General features: G+C 70.4%; 13 protein-coding genes. 9 read left to right on the forward strand and 4 right to left on the reverse strand.

The annotated features are described in order from the left end of the window. Window positions 1-25 precede the first annotated feature (25 nt). Both PQI23_RS08915 and ilvA read left to right on the forward strand, forming a co-directional pair. A complete protein-coding gene (locus PQI23_RS08915) occupies window positions 26-1,222 on the forward strand; it encodes an AI-2E family transporter (protein ID WP_339973687.1) in 1,197 nt (398 codons plus the stop codon). Then, window positions 1,219-2,463: a threonine ammonia-lyase gene (ilvA, locus tag PQI23_RS08920; protein ID WP_339973689.1), complete on the forward strand. Its 1,245-nt coding sequence runs from the start codon at window positions 1,219-1,221 to the stop codon at window positions 2,461-2,463. The genes PQI23_RS08915 and ilvA overlap by 4 nt, the downstream gene beginning before the upstream one ends. A gap of 232 nt (window positions 2,464-2,695) precedes the next feature. Here ilvA and PQI23_RS08925 read toward each other — a convergent pair whose 3' ends face one another. Continuing rightward, window positions 2,696-3,310 (reverse strand): TetR/AcrR family transcriptional regulator, encoded by a 615-nt coding sequence (locus PQI23_RS08925; protein WP_339973692.1) that lies wholly within the window; start codon window positions 3,308-3,310, stop codon window positions 2,696-2,698. A 222-nt stretch (window positions 3,311-3,532) separates the two neighbouring features. Between PQI23_RS08925 and PQI23_RS08930 the strand changes: the two genes are divergently transcribed. Together PQI23_RS08930 and PQI23_RS08935 are read left to right on the forward strand one after the other, a co-directional pair. Further along, complete coding sequence (locus PQI23_RS08930; RefSeq protein ID WP_339973694.1) at window positions 3,533-5,263, forward strand: amidohydrolase; 1,731 nt, start codon at window positions 3,533-3,535, stop codon at window positions 5,261-5,263. 63 nt (window positions 5,264-5,326) lie between these two features. After that, entirely contained in the window at window positions 5,327-6,730 is a 1,404-nt protein-coding gene (locus PQI23_RS08935; protein WP_339973695.1) for an APC family permease, read from the forward strand. A 67-nt stretch (window positions 6,731-6,797) separates the two neighbouring features. On the opposite strand, the gene greA is transcribed toward PQI23_RS08935, so the two are convergent. Continuing rightward, the gene (greA, locus tag PQI23_RS08940; protein WP_339973697.1) at window positions 6,798-7,283 is read right to left on the reverse strand and encodes a transcription elongation factor GreA; all 486 of its coding nucleotides are present in this window, start codon (window positions 7,281-7,283) and stop codon (window positions 6,798-6,800) included. Between the two features lie 168 nt (window positions 7,284-7,451). Further along, window positions 7,452-7,895: a DUF4307 domain-containing protein gene (locus tag PQI23_RS08945; protein ID WP_339973699.1), complete on the reverse strand. Its 444-nt coding sequence runs from the start codon at window positions 7,893-7,895 to the stop codon at window positions 7,452-7,454. An 86-nt stretch (window positions 7,896-7,981) separates the two neighbouring features. Here PQI23_RS08945 and mca point away from each other — a divergent pair, with 86 nt between their 5' ends. From mca to recQ, 3 genes are read left to right on the forward strand one after another with little or no spacing between them, the layout of a single operon-like run. Continuing rightward, complete coding sequence (gene mca / locus PQI23_RS08950; protein ID WP_339973702.1) at window positions 7,982-8,848, forward strand: mycothiol conjugate amidase Mca; 867 nt, start codon at window positions 7,982-7,984, stop codon at window positions 8,846-8,848. Continuing rightward, window positions 8,845-9,189, forward strand: a complete 345-nt coding sequence (locus PQI23_RS08955) for a hypothetical protein (protein WP_339973705.1) — start codon at window positions 8,845-8,847, stop codon at window positions 9,187-9,189. Before mca ends, PQI23_RS08955 begins: the two co-directional genes overlap by 4 nt. Window positions 9,190-9,193: 4 nt before the next feature. Continuing rightward, complete coding sequence (gene recQ, locus PQI23_RS08960; RefSeq protein ID WP_339973707.1) at window positions 9,194-11,314, forward strand: DNA helicase RecQ; 2,121 nt, start codon at window positions 9,194-9,196, stop codon at window positions 11,312-11,314. Here the strand turns inward: recQ and PQI23_RS08965 are convergent. Then, the gene (locus PQI23_RS08965; protein WP_339973709.1) at window positions 11,253-12,197 is read right to left on the reverse strand and encodes an NAD-dependent epimerase/dehydratase family protein; all 945 of its coding nucleotides are present in this window, start codon (window positions 12,195-12,197) and stop codon (window positions 11,253-11,255) included. The two genes, recQ and PQI23_RS08965, sit on opposite strands and share 62 nt — an antisense overlap. Before the next feature lie 126 nt (window positions 12,198-12,323). Here PQI23_RS08965 and PQI23_RS08970 point away from each other — a divergent pair, with 126 nt between their 5' ends. Further along, entirely contained in the window at window positions 12,324-13,043 is a 720-nt protein-coding gene (locus tag PQI23_RS08970) for a TetR/AcrR family transcriptional regulator (RefSeq protein WP_339973711.1), read from the forward strand. A gap of 50 nt (window positions 13,044-13,093) precedes the next feature. Next, complete coding sequence (locus PQI23_RS08975; RefSeq protein ID WP_339973712.1) at window positions 13,094-13,645, forward strand: gluconokinase; 552 nt, start codon at window positions 13,094-13,096, stop codon at window positions 13,643-13,645. Window positions 13,646-13,683 lie beyond the last annotated feature (38 nt).

The raw sequence follows: 13,683 nt of genomic DNA on the forward strand, positions 1-13,683 counted from the left end.
ATCCCGCCGTCGCTAGGATTGCCCTGTGGAAGACCCCCAGAACAGCCGACATGCCGCCGGCGCCGGCGACGCGTCTCACGAGTTGCCCCTCGGTGTGAGGGTCGCAGCGGCCTGGTCATGGCGGCTCCTGCTCATCGGCATCGCGCTCGCAGGCTTCCTCTGGCTCGTCGTGCAGGTGCGGATCATCGTCATCCCCGTGCTCGTCGCCATTCTGCTGACCGCCCTGCTCGCGCCGGTCGTGCACTGGTTCGAACGGCAGAAGCTGCCACGGGCGCTCGGCGTCGTGTTCGCGCTGGCGCTGTTCGTGGCGTTCGTCTGGGCGCTGCTCACGCTGATCATCACCCAGCTGCGCGACGGTCTCGGAGACGTGGCGAGCCGCTCCGAAGAGGTGTGGTGGGAGATGCTCCGCTGGGCGGAGGCGACGTTCGGCATCTCGGCGAACGAGATCGGCGCGTTCACCGACCAGCTCTGGAGGACGGTCGACGAGCACCAGTCGGAGCTCTGGAACGGCGCGCTCGGGGTGGCGACGTCGGCGGGTCAGTTCGTCGCCGGGCTGCTGCTCACCGTCTTCTCCCTCATCTTCATGCTGATCGACGGGCGGCGCATCTGGAACTGGGTGCTCGGGTTCCTCCCCGCCCGCGCGCACGCCCCGGTCGACGCCGCCGGTCGCGCGGGATGGGTCTCCGTGGGGCAGTACGTGCGCGTGCAGATCTTCGTCGCCTTCGTCGACGCGGTCGGCATCGGCGTCGGAGCCGCGGTGCTCGGGGTTCCCCTCGCCATTCCGATCGCGATCCTCGTGTTCCTCGGATCCTTCATCCCGTTCCTCGGCGCCATCAGCACCGGCCTCCTCGCCTCCTTCGTCGCGCTCGTGTACAACGGACCGGTCACGGCGCTGCTCATGCTCGGCGTCGTGATCCTCGTCAACCAGATCGAGGGTCACGTGCTGCAGCCGCTCGTCATGGGAAGCGCCGTACGCGTGCACCCGCTCGGCGTCGTGCTCGCCGTCTCCACGGGCACGCTGCTCGCCGGCATCCCGGGCGCCCTGTTCGCCGTTCCGCTCGCCGCTGCCGCGAACTCGATCGTCAACACCCTCGTGAAGCGGCAGTGGGAGACGGGTGTGGATCCCGTAGCGGACTATCACCGCCGATATCAGTTGCAGCACCGCGCCCGCCACCGGGCGAGAGCCGTCGCCAAGCTGCGGCGCAAGGAAGGACGTTCATGACCGAGCAGACCCCCGCACCGGTGCTCGAGGATTTCGAGCGGGCGCTCGAGGTCGTGCACCGGGTGACCCAGCGCACCCCGCTCGAGACCTCCCGGTACCTCGCCGAGATCCTCGACGTGCCGACCGTCTACATGAAGTGCGAGAACCTGCAGCGCACCGGAGCCTACAAGCTCCGCGGAGCCTACTACCGCCTCACGCAGCTCACCCAGGAGGAGCGCGCGCGCGGTGTCGTGGCGGCCTCGGCCGGCAACCACGCGCAGGGCGTCGCCTTCGCCGCCCGTGAGCTCGGCATCAAGGCGACCATCTTCACGCCCCTCGGGGTCGCACTGCCCAAGCTGCAGGCGACGCGCGGGTACGGGGCCGAGGTGGTGCTCGAGGGGGCCACGTTCCACGAGACCAACGCGGCCGCGCAGCGCTTCGTCGCCGAGACCGGGGCCGTCTTCATCCCGCCCTTCGACCACGAGGCGGTGATCCACGGTCAGGGCACGGTCGCGCTCGAGATCCTCGACTCGGCGCCGGAGGTCGAGACCATCGTCGTGCCGATCGGCGGGGGCGGTCTCGTGTCGGGCGTCGCCGCTGCGGCGAAGCTCCGCGCCGAACGCGACGGCCGGCCCATGCGCATCATCGGCGTGCAATCCGAGAACGCGTCGCCGTTCGTCGCCTCGCTCGACGCGGGCGAGCCCGTCACGATCACGACCAAGCCGACGATCGCCGACGGCATCGCCGTGGCCCGGCCCGGCGACCGCACCTTCGAATACGTGCGCGACTACGTCGACGAGGTGGTCACGGTGAGCGACGACGACATCGCTCGGGCCATCGTCGTGCTGCTCGAGCGCGCCAAGATGGTCGTCGAGCCGGCGGGCGCCGCCGGAGTCGCGGCGATGCTCGCCGGGAAGGCGCAGGTCAGCGGGCCGACCGCGGTGATCCTCTCGGGCGGCAACATCGACCCGCTGCTGCTGCAGCGCGTGATCGGCCACGGACTCGCGGCGTCGGCGCGCTACATGAAGCTCCGCATCCTGCTGCCCGACGTGCCCGGTCAGCTGGTGCGCACGGCGTCGATCGTCGCCGAGCACAACGCGAACGTCGTCGAGGTGATCCACACCCGCCACGCGACCGAGCTCCCCATCAGCGAGGTGGAACTCGAGCTGCACATCGAGACGCGCGGTCACGACCACGGCGAGGTCGTCGCGCAGGCGCTCCGCGACGCCGGCTACATCGTGAGGGTGGGCGAGCGCTACTAGGAGCGGCACGCATCGCGTGGCGCAGGAGCGCTCGGTGCCGCCCACGGCGGCAGCCCACGGAGCGGAGCGCGGGGTGGAGCGCTACTAGGAGCGGCACGCATCGCGTGGCGCAGGAGCGCTCGGTGCCGCCCACGGCGGCAGCCCACGGAGCGGAGCGCGGGGTGGAGCGCTACTAGGAGCGGCACGCATCGCGTGGCGCAGGAGCGCTCGGTGCCGCGAGTGTTCGGCGCCGTCAGTGCGCGTCCTGCGAGCGTGGCAGCGGCGCGCCCGCCTGCTGCGCGTAGAGTGCGATGGCTCGCCGGGCGTCGGCGACCGTGATGCTGCCGCCGCCCGTGATGTGCAGCCCGTAGGCGTCCTCGAGGGCGACGAGGTTCATGGCGATGTCGTCGAGCGGTCCGGTCAGTGCGAAATCGCCTGCGGCGACTCCCTCGGCGAGGATGCCGCGGAAGAGGTCGAGCTGCTCCCGGTACAACCGCTGCACGAGCTCATCATGCAGTGGTGATTTGCCGCCGAGCACGTCGAACTCGTAGAGCAGGCTCATCAGCGCGTCGTCGGGCCCGGTGGGAAGGCCCGCGGTGATGGCGACGTCGAGCTTCGCCGGCGCGCCGACCTCATTCGCGACCAGCGCGGCGCGCTCGGCGCCCACGCGCTCCATGCCCGCGGCGTGCGCCTCGACGAGGATCGCGTCGAGGTCGTCGTAGTAGTAGAGCAGGGCCCCTCGCGTCACCCCGGCCTGATTCGCCACGTCGGTCAGCGAGAGGCTGCGGAGCCCGTGCTGCGCGGCGGCCGCGAGCGCGGCGTCGACGACCTCCTTGCGGCGCTGCTGCTGGGTGCTGGGACGGGCCATGCCTGTCAGTATGCCAGCCGGGTCGGCCGCCTCGCGCGAGCGGGGTCCCTTGCGGAGGGTGTCGTGCCCGCGCACGGTGCCGACACCCTCCCGAAGTGACCCCCCTCGCAGAACGCGGGCGAGCGACCGGGCGACCGGTTATTTGACAACTGCGTAAATTAATTTACTGTTGAGTAAAAGAACTCGGCGAATCGACGTCGAGCCGAACGCGTAGGAGCTGACATGGCCGTCGACACCCTCTTCACCGGAGGCCGCATCCGAACCTTCGACCCGGCACAGCCGTGGGCCGAAGCGCTGGGCGTCACCGACGGCCGCATCTCCTACGTCGGGCCCGCCGCCGACGCCCCGGCCGCTCGCCGCACGGTGCAGCTGGAGGGGCGCCTCCTCACCCCGGGCGTCGCCGATACCCACAACCACCTGCTGCTCGGCTTCGACGACCTCGCGGTCAGCCTCGACCAGGTGCAGAGCCTCGACGTGGTGCGCGCCCGCATCGCCGAATTCGCCGAGAGCCACCCCGAGCTCGACTGGATCTGCGCCGAGAACGCCCTGTACTCGGTCGTCGAGGGCCGCCGCCCCCGCGCCGACGACCTGGTCGGCGTCACCGACCGTCCGGTCTTCATCACCACCTACGACCAGCACTCCGTGTGGCTGAACCGCCCGGCGCTCGCGAAGCTCGGCATTCTCGGCGGCGGCGACATCGCGTGGGGCAACCCCGAGATCGACGCCGCGACCGGCGAGCCCACCGGCTGGGTCACGGACTTCTACACGAGCGCGATGACCATCGCGGGCCTGGCCGAGCTGCAGCGCGACATTCCGATGTACTCGCCCGACCGGCGGTACCGCAAGATCACGAACAGCCTGGAGATGGCCGCGCGATCCGGCATCACCTCGGTCGTCGAGCCGCAGGTGCCGCTCGCCGAACTCGACCTGTTCGCGCGGACCGAGCGCGAGGGCAAGCTCACCAGCCGAACGACCGCCGCGATCTACCACCCGGTGGGTGCTGACGGCGACTTCCGGGCGCGCATCACCGAGGCGATCCGCGAGACGCCGCAGCACGAGCGCTTCACGCTCGGCCCGGTCAAGCTGTACGCCGACGACGTCATCGAACCGCACACCGCCGCGATGCTCGAGGACTACGCCAACCGCCCCGGGCACCGCGGACACCCGAGCCTCGAGCCGACGGAGTTCACGAAGCTCTTCATCGAGCTCGACCGCCTCGGCTACCAGGTGCACACGCACGCGACCGGGGACTGGGGCATCCGGCTCACGCTCGATTCGATCGAAGCGGCGCAGCGAGCGAACGGGCGACGCGGCGCACCGCACGACGTCAGGCACGGCATCGTGCACGTCGAGTGCCTGGCCCCTGAGGATCTGCCGCGCTTCGCCGAGCTCGGCGTCGTCGCCGCCATGCAGCCCCGGCACGCCTCGCCCGACCTGGTGGCCGGCACCTGGATGGAGAACATCGGCGAGGCCCGGTGGGATCGCGCCTGGCGCTTCAAGTCGATGCTCGACTCCGGCGCGCTCGTGACGTTCTCGAGCGACTGGCAGGTGGGCGAGATGGATCCGCTGATCGGCCTCTACAGCGCCATGACCCGCGCTCGGCTCGATGGCAGCGACGCATGGACGCTCGGCGAGCGCCTCGACCTCGACCGCGCCCTCCGGGCGTACACGCTGGGCGGCGCGGAGGCGTTCCACCGCGAGCACGAGGTCGGCGCCCTGCGGATCGGCGCGCTCGCCGACGTGGTCGTCTGGTCGGGCGACCTCTACGCGATGGAACCGGCCGAGCTGCTGCAGCAGCGGGCGGACCTCACGGTGGTCGGCGGCACCGCGATCCACGACGCCCGCGGTGAGCTCGGCGGCGTCGCAGCCGCAGCGCACGGGCAGGATCCGGCCGGCGCCGGGCAGTCCTGCGCCGAGCCCGCAGCCGCAGGCGCTCACGCTCACACGCACTGACTCAGCACGGCACCCAGCACACCGACACTCAGCACACCGAACAGAGGACGACAGATGTCAACGATGCCATCCCATTCAGCAGTCGCCGTCGGCGACGAACGTCTCGCCCACGAGGTCGCAGGTGAACACGGAGCGCTCAAGCGCTCGCTGAAACTGCGCCACCTGGTCTTCATCGGTCTCGCCTACATGGCGCCGCTCGCGGTCTTCGACATGTTCGGGATCGTGGCCGATGTCACCGCCGGGCACGTGCCGCTGGCGTACCTGGTCGTGATGGTCGCGGTGCTCTTCACCGCGTTCAGCTACTCCCGCATGGTGCGCTTCTTCCCGATCGCGGGGTCCGCATACACCTACGCGAAGGAGGCGATCAACGCCCACCTCGGCTTCCTCGTCGGCTGGGTCGCGACCCTGGACTACCTGCTGCTGCCGATGATCAACGCGATCCTCTCGGCGATCTACATGACCGCCGTGATCCCGTCCGTGCCCTTCTGGGTGTGGGTGCTGCTCACCGTCGGCATCTGCACGGTCCTGAATCTCGTCGGGGTGAAGCTCGCCGCGAGCATGAACGTGATCCTCGTCGGAATTCAGCTCGTCGTCGCCGTCGTCTTCGTCGTGCTCACGGTGGTCAACATCGTGAACGGCGCGAACGGGGCGGAGTTCACGGCTCGGCCGTTCATCTCGAGCGATGTGCAGGGCGCGGCGATCGCGGCGGGGGCGGCGATTCTCGCCCTCTCGTTCCTCGGATTCGACGCGGTCTCGACGCTCGCCGAGGAGGCGGAGAAGCCCGAACGCGACATCCCTCGCGCGATCTTCATCATCATCGCGGTGGCCGGCGCGTTCTTCCTCACCGTCACCTACGTCATGCAGACGCTGTTCCCCGACGTGACGCAGCTCGCCGACATCGTGGGCGCGTCGCCCGAGATCGCGAAGTACATCGGCGGCGCCGCGTTCCAGGCGATCTTCGTCGGCGGGTACATGATGGCCGTGCTCGGCTGCGGCATCACCCAGCAGATGAGCGCCGCCCGCCTGCTCTACGCGATGGGCCGCGACGGTGCCCTGCCGCGGCGGCTCTTCGGCACGGTGAACCCGCGCACCGGCATCCCGGTGGTCAACGTGCTGATCGTCGCCCTGGTCGCGCTCACCGCGCTGTTCGTCGACCTCGACCAGGCGGCCTCGATGATCAACTTCGGCGCGTTCATCGCCTTCACCTTCGTCAACCTGTCGGTGATCTTCGTGTTCTTCCGCTTCCTGCAGCGGCGCACCGCCGGTGCGTGGGCGACGTTCGTGGCGATCCCCGCCATCGGCGTCGCGATCAACGTGTGGCTGTGGCTGAGCCTCGACCCGATCTCGATGATCATCGGCGGCATCTGGCTCGCGGTCGGCGTCGTCTACCTGCTCGTGCAGACGCGGGGCCTGCGGGCCCCGGCTCCCGAGCTCACGGGGCCGATCAACCTCTCGATGTACGAGTAGGCACGGGTAGGTACCCATAGGGGCGGGGCCCCCGCGCGGCCCCGCCCCTCAGTTCTGCCGTTGCGCGTCAGCCGGCGTACGTCTCGACCGAGACGATCGTGACGGCGATCTCCTTACCGGTCGGGGCCGCGTACGTGACCTCTTCGCCGACCTTGCGGCCGAGGATGGCGGCACCCAGCGGGCTCTCGGCGCTGTACACGTCGAGGTCGGAGCCGTTCGCCAGCTCGCGGTTGCCGAGCAGGAAGCGCTCCTCGTCGCCGAAGATCGTCGCCGTGACGACGGTGCCGATCTCGACCACGCCGCTCGCCTGCGGCGCTTCGCCGACGACGACGTGCTTGAGCAGCTCCTCGAGGTCGCGGATGCGGGCCTCCATCTTGCCCTGCTCATCCTTCGCGGCGTGGTACCCGCCGTTCTCCTTGAGGTCGCCCTCCTCGCGCGCTGCCTCGATGCGCGCGGCGATCTCCTTGCGGCCCGGCCCGGAGAGCTGCTCAAGCTCGCCGTTGAGCCGATCGTAGGCTTCCTGGGTCAGCCAGGTCTGGGTGGGCTCGGCCATGGACGATCCTCGTTTCAGAATGAGTGGTCTCGGAGTCGGAGCGCGAACGCCCCGGGGATACAGAGAGCGCCCTGAACCATCAGGGCGCGAGCTCCAGGCTAGCAGGGCGGGGGCCGGGTGTCAGATCGGCCCTGAGGGGGTTGACGAACGCCGCAGCCCCGCGCCCCGTCAGCCGGCGGTCGAGCGCTCGATCACCCAGCAGTCCCGCACCGACGCCGCGGTGGCAGGGTTCGTGACCACGACATTCGTCGTGACGGTGTGCGACTGCTGCTCGGTGACGGGCAGCTCCACGATCTTCCACCCGACGGTCGCCTTCGAGGTGTTGAGCGCTTCGACCGCGCATGCCACCGGAGTGTTCGGCTCGGCGGTCACCTGGAACTTCATGTCGAGGCTCGTGACGCCCTGCTTCGTGAACCCGATGTCCTGGAAGGCGACGCGGTTCGGCTGCTGCCATCCGCTGAACACGAGGAACGCGATGCCTCCCGCGACGAGGAGGCCCGCGGCGATCCAGGCGAAGCGGCGGTCGAAGCTGGCGCGCCGCCCGGAGCCGTAGCGATCCTCGAGGGACTGCGCGGCCGCGGCAGAGGCTGAGGATGCGTCGGCCTGCGGCACGGCAACCTCCGATCTGCGCTGGGTAAACTGGATCCTTAGTTGCCAGAGTACCGGGAGGCTCCCGGGAAGCATGTGAGAGGACCCTCATGACGCTCAGGTTGATCGCGGTGCACGCGCACCCCGACGACGAGTCCAGCAAGGGCGCCGCCACCTACGCGCACTACGTGGATGCCGGCGCCGAAGTGCTGATCGTGAGCTGCACCGGGGGAGAGCGCGGCGACCTGCTCAACGAGCTCGTCTCGCGCGATCCGAAGAGTCGACGCGACCTGCCGGGCCTGCGCCGCGACGAGATGGCTCGGGCGCGCGAGATCATCGGCTTCCAGCACCGATGGCTGGGGTATCAGGACTCCGGGCTCCCCGACGAGGGCGAGATCGTGCCGGAGACCTCCTTCGCCGGTATCCCGGCCGACGTCTCGGCGGAGGCGCTGGTGCGCATCGTGCGCGAGTTCCGCCCGCACGTCATGATCACCTACAACGAGCAGGGCGGGTACCCCCACCCCGATCACATCCGCTGCCACGACATCAGCCGCATCGCCTGGGAGCGCTCGGGCGACCCCGACGCCTACCCCGAAGCGGGCGAGCCGTGGGAGATGTCGAAGCTCTACTACGAAGAGATCTTCAACGCGAAGCGCGTCAACACGATCTATCAGTGGCTCACCGACAACGACCCGACGTCGCCCATCATCGAGCAGTTCACCGAGATTCGCGAGTGGATGACGCGTCGCCCGTACGTCGGCACCGCGAGCATCGATGTGGGGCGCTTCTTCGAGCGGCGCGATGAGGCGCTGCGCGCGCACGCCAGCCAGGTGCCGCCCGACAGCACCTTCTTCTTCTGGCCGAACGAGCTGCAGCGCGAGGCCTGGCCGTTCGAGGACTACCGGCTCGCCGCGTCCCGAGTCGCGACGAGCGAGTTCGAAGCCGATCTGTTCCAGGGAATCGAGGAGGGCGCATGAGCCTGCTGAGCGTGCCGACCCTGCTGACCCGGGCGGTGCGCGCCGCCAAGGAGGCGGAGTTCGACCCCGATATCGTGAGCCCCGGAGTCGCCGGGTTCATCGCCTTCGCGGCACTCGGCATCGGCATCATCCTGCTCGGGTTCAACCTGGTGCGGCGCCTGCGGCGCAACAGCTACCGTGCGGAGGTGCGCGAGCAGATCGAGCAGGAGATCGCGGAGCAGAACGGTGCGCTCGGTACCGCAGTGCAGGATCCGCAGCAGTCGTCCGGCCCCCTCTCCGAGCCGGGCTCCGAGCCGGGCCCCGAACTCGACGGCGAACCGCGTTCCGAGCCGCGGAGCTGAGGCTGTGACGGGCGGCCGGGCGTCGCAGGAGCGACACGAGCAGTACGAGCGATCCGGGCAGTACGAGCGATCCGGGCAGTACGAGCAGAGCGCCGACTTCGACTTCAGCTATGACGAGCGCTGGCCAGGGGAGGCCTGGGGCGCCCCGCCGCCCGACGCTGTGGCCCCCGTGCCAGAGCATGCGGCTGCAGACCGCGGGCCCGTCCCCTCGTCGGCAGCCTCGCCTGCCGCCTCGCCGCGAGCCGGCTCGAGCGCCCCGGGCCCGCACGTGGGTCGCGATCCGCGCGAGGTGCTCTCCGAGGTGTTCGGGTACGACGCGTTCCGCGGCGAGCAGGAGGAGATCATCCGGCAGGTGATCGGCGGCGGTGACGCCGTCGTGCTCATGCCGACCGGCGGCGGCAAATCCATCTGCTACCAGATCCCCTCGCTCGTGCGCGAGGGCACCGGCATCGTGCTCTCGCCGCTCGTGGCCCTGATGCACGACCAGGTGGCCGCGCTGCAGCTCGTCGGGGTGCGCGCGGCCGCGCTCAACGCCGCGATGTCGATCGAGGATCGCCGGGCCGTCGAGCAGGCCTACCGCGACGGGCAGCTCGATGTGCTCTACCTCGCCCCCGAGCGGCTGTCGGCGCCGGGCACCGTCGACCTGCTCGCGCAGGGGCGCATCGCACTCTTCGCCATCGACGAGGCCCACTGCGTCTCCCAGTGGGGGCACGACTTCAGGCCCGACTACCTCCGGCTCGGCGCGCTCGCCGAGCGCTGGCCCGACGTTCCGCGCATCGCCCTCACCGCGACCGCGACGCCCGAGACGCACCGCGAGATCACCGAACGCCTGCACCTGCAGCGCGCGCGGCACTTCGTGTCGAGCTTCGACCGACCGAACATCCGCTACCGCATCGAGTCGAAGCAGAATGCGCGGGCGCAACTGATCTCCTTCGTGAGCCGTGAGCACGCCGGCGAGGCTGGCATCGTGTACGCGCTCAGCCGCAAGCGGGTCGAGCAGACTGCGGCCGCGCTGCGCGACGCGGGGGTCGACGCTGTTGCGTACCATGCCGGGCTCCCCGCGCACGTGCGTCTCGACGCGCAGACGCGATTCCTCCGCGAAGACGGGGTCGTGGTGGTGGCGACCATCGCGTTCGGCATGGGCATCGACAAGCCCGACGTGCGGTTCGTGGCGCACATCGATCTGCCGAAGTCGGTCGAGGGCTACTACCAGGAGACCGGTCGCGCCGGCCGCGACGGGCTCCCCTCCGAGGCGTGGCTCGCCTACGGGTTGCAAGACGTGGTGCAGCAGCGGCAGATGATCGAGTCGGGTGACGGCGACCAGGCGACGCGCGCGAACCAGACGCGGCACCTCAACTCCATGCTCGCGCTGTGCGAGGGGGTGCTGTGCCGACGCGTGTTCCTGCTGCGCTACTTCGGCGAGGATCGAGCCGAGTCATGCGGCAACTGCGACGTCTGCCTCGCGCCGCCGAAGCTGTGGGACGCCACGATCCCGTCGCAGATGCTGCTGTCGACCGTCATCCGCACGCAGAAGGAGCGGCATCGCACCTACGCGGCCGGGCAGCACATCGACGTCTTGCGGGGGGTCGCCTCCGAGCGTGCGACGCAGATGCGGCTCGACGAGCTCTCGACCTGGGGCATCGGCACGGAGTGGTCGGTCGCGCAGTGGCGCGGCGTGGTGCGGCATCTGCTCGCCGCCGGCCTGCTCGAAGCCCAGGGCGAGTGGGGGGTGCTCGCCCCGACGGAGGCGGCGAAGCCGGTGCTGCGCGGCGAGGAGACGGTGATGATGCGCGAGGAGGTCGTGACGCGCGCATCCGCCGGCCGTGGGCGTGCGACGCGCGGGGCACCGGGCCGCAGCGGCGAGAAGCGCTCGGCGGCTGCGGCCGACCTGACGCCGGATCAGGCCGAGACCTTCGAACGTCTACGCGCATGGCGGGCCGGTGAGGCGCGCTCCCAGGGCGTGCCGGGGTACGTCGTCTTCGGCGACGCGACCCTCGCGGCCCTCGCCGTGCACGAGCCGAAGACCGACGAGGAGCTGCTCGCGATCTCGGGCATCGGGCAGGTCAAGCTCGAGCGGTACGGCGCCGCCGTGCTTGAGACGCTCGGGGCTCGGCCCACGCACTGAGGGTCTGCTCCCAGGGTGTCGCCTCGAGCCCGAGATCGGCGGTGAGGCGACCGGGGACGAGCTCGCTCGGCGACTCCCACAGGTATCGCTGGTGGAACATCTCTCGCATCATCGGCGACCCCGCGCCCGCGATCGCGAGGAGTGCGGGAGGGATCCGCAGCACGCGGCCCGGCGGAAGACCGAGTGCCGCTGCGGCGTCGCCCGCCATCTTCCGCTGCGACCGAGCCGGAGGCGTCGGGGCGATGAGTCGGGTGTCGTTCGGCGCCGCCAGCGGAACCGAAGCGATCATTGCGCGGCACAGATCGGGAATCGCGGTGACCGCGTGCGGGGCGTCCGGATCGCCGAGCAGCCACGCGGTGCGCCCGGCCGCCACCGGGGTGAAGATCATGCCGAGCACGACCGAGGTCTGAGCCACCGCGGTCAGGCCGATGAGGTCCGAGGCGATCACCGATGCCGTGCGGGCCGGGTGCGCGGCGCGGGCCTCGAGCAGCGCTGCGCGCACCTCACCCAGGGGCGACACCGGCGCGAGGGGGGACTGCTCGCCGACCGAGCGCGCCCCGCGTCCGTAGGCGTACACCGACTCGGGGAAGATCACGGGGATGTCGAGCTCGGCCGCCATGTCCATCACCGCCTGCTCGCGGTGCGGCAGCTCCCGGCGCCAGACCGGAGCGGAGTACGCCGCGTGAATGCAGTGGAAGATCGCGTCGGCGCCGAGTGCGGCGGCGCGCAGGTCGTCGCGATCGCCGGCGTCGCCGGTGCGCACGTGCGCGCCCGCTACGGGCGCGCTGTCGCGGCGCAGCACGATGACGGTGCAGCCCGCCTCCGAGAGGTCGAGGGCCAGCTGTCGGCCGATCTGACCGGCTCCGGTGATGAGATAGCGCATGGGTCGTCCATTCTGTGATCAGTGCTCACTAAGTTGTTCGACCTCACTGTATTCCGCGTCCTCGGAGAAATCAAGAGCACTGATCTCTGAATTGCGGAGGTCGATCGAGCCTGGCACACTGAACGCATGGAGCGCCCGAGACGAACGCACGCGGAGGCCCGCGCGCAGATGCGCGCGGGGATCCTGCGCCTGGGCAGAGCCCAGCTCGCCGAGGTCGGCGCCGCGGGCCTCTCCGTGCGGGAGATCGCTCGGGGCCTCGGAGTCGCATCTTCGGCGATCTATCGGCACGTGGCGAATCGCGATGCGCTGCTTACGCTGCTCGTGGTCGATGCCTACACCGAACTCGCGGACGCGGTGGCGGCTGGGGTGTCGGCGACCGAGGCCCCCGCGCAGCGCCTGCGGCAGCTCGCGTGCGGCATGCGGGAATGGGCCGTCGCCCACCCCGAGTCGTGGGCGCTGCTCTACGGTTCGCCCGTGCCCGGGTACCAGGCGCCCGCAGCGCAGACGACTCCGGTCGGCACCCGGGTGATGGTGCAGTTCCTGGGCGTGCTGGCAGCGGGGGACGCTGCCGTGCGTCATCGCGAGCGCCCTCCCGTCAGTGCGGGGCTCGCCGCCGAGCTCAGCGGGGGAATCGAGGAGCTGACCGACGACACCGATCGGTACCTCGCGTCCGAGGCCGCCGCCGCACCCGGCTTCGCCGCAGATGCGCTCGAATCCTGGACGGCGCTGGTCGGCATCATCAGCGCCGAGGTCTTCGGGCAGCTGGGAAGCGACCTCTCGGCCTATGGTGAGGAGATGCTCCACCGCTGCACGACGACGATGGCGCAGCGCTTCGGATTGCGGTGACGGAATCGAGTCTCGGTGGGACGTCTCAGGGGCATGGCACACTGAAACGCATGGACCGCGATCGCACCGAGCACTCATCCGGTACGCCGACCCCCGCAATCGGGCGGGCGATCATCGTGATGGGCGCCTCCGGTTCGGGCAAGAGCACGATCGCGGCGACGCTCGCCGCAGAACTCGGGGCACGGTACATCGACGCCGATGATCTGCACGCGCCCGCGGCGATCGAGCAAATGCGTGCAGGCGTGCCCCTCACCGATGAGGATCGCTGGCCCTGGCTCGAGACGATCGGCGCGCGCATCACTCAGGAGACCGCCGGCGGCTCCGACCTCGTCGTCGCGTGCTCGGCGCTGCGCCGCGTGTACCGCGACCGTCTGCGCGCGGGGAGCACCGCCGCCCTCCGGTTCGTGCAGCTGCAGGTGCCCCGCGAGGTGCTGATCGAGCGGGTGCAGGGCCGATCCGGGCACTTCATGCCGTCGGTGCTCATCGACTCCCAGCTCGCGACCCTCGAGCCGCTCGACGCCGACGAGTCGGGGTTCGCCGTGGACGGATCGCGCCCCGAGGTCGAGGTGCTCGACCGCATCGAGCGGGCACTGGGCCGGTAGCCGGCGCAGGGCAGCGCAGGGCCGCGCGCACCCGGTCG

Source organism: Leucobacter sp. USCH14, assembly GCF_037619215.1.
Classification (GTDB): domain Bacteria; phylum Actinomycetota; class Actinomycetes; order Actinomycetales; family Microbacteriaceae; genus Leucobacter.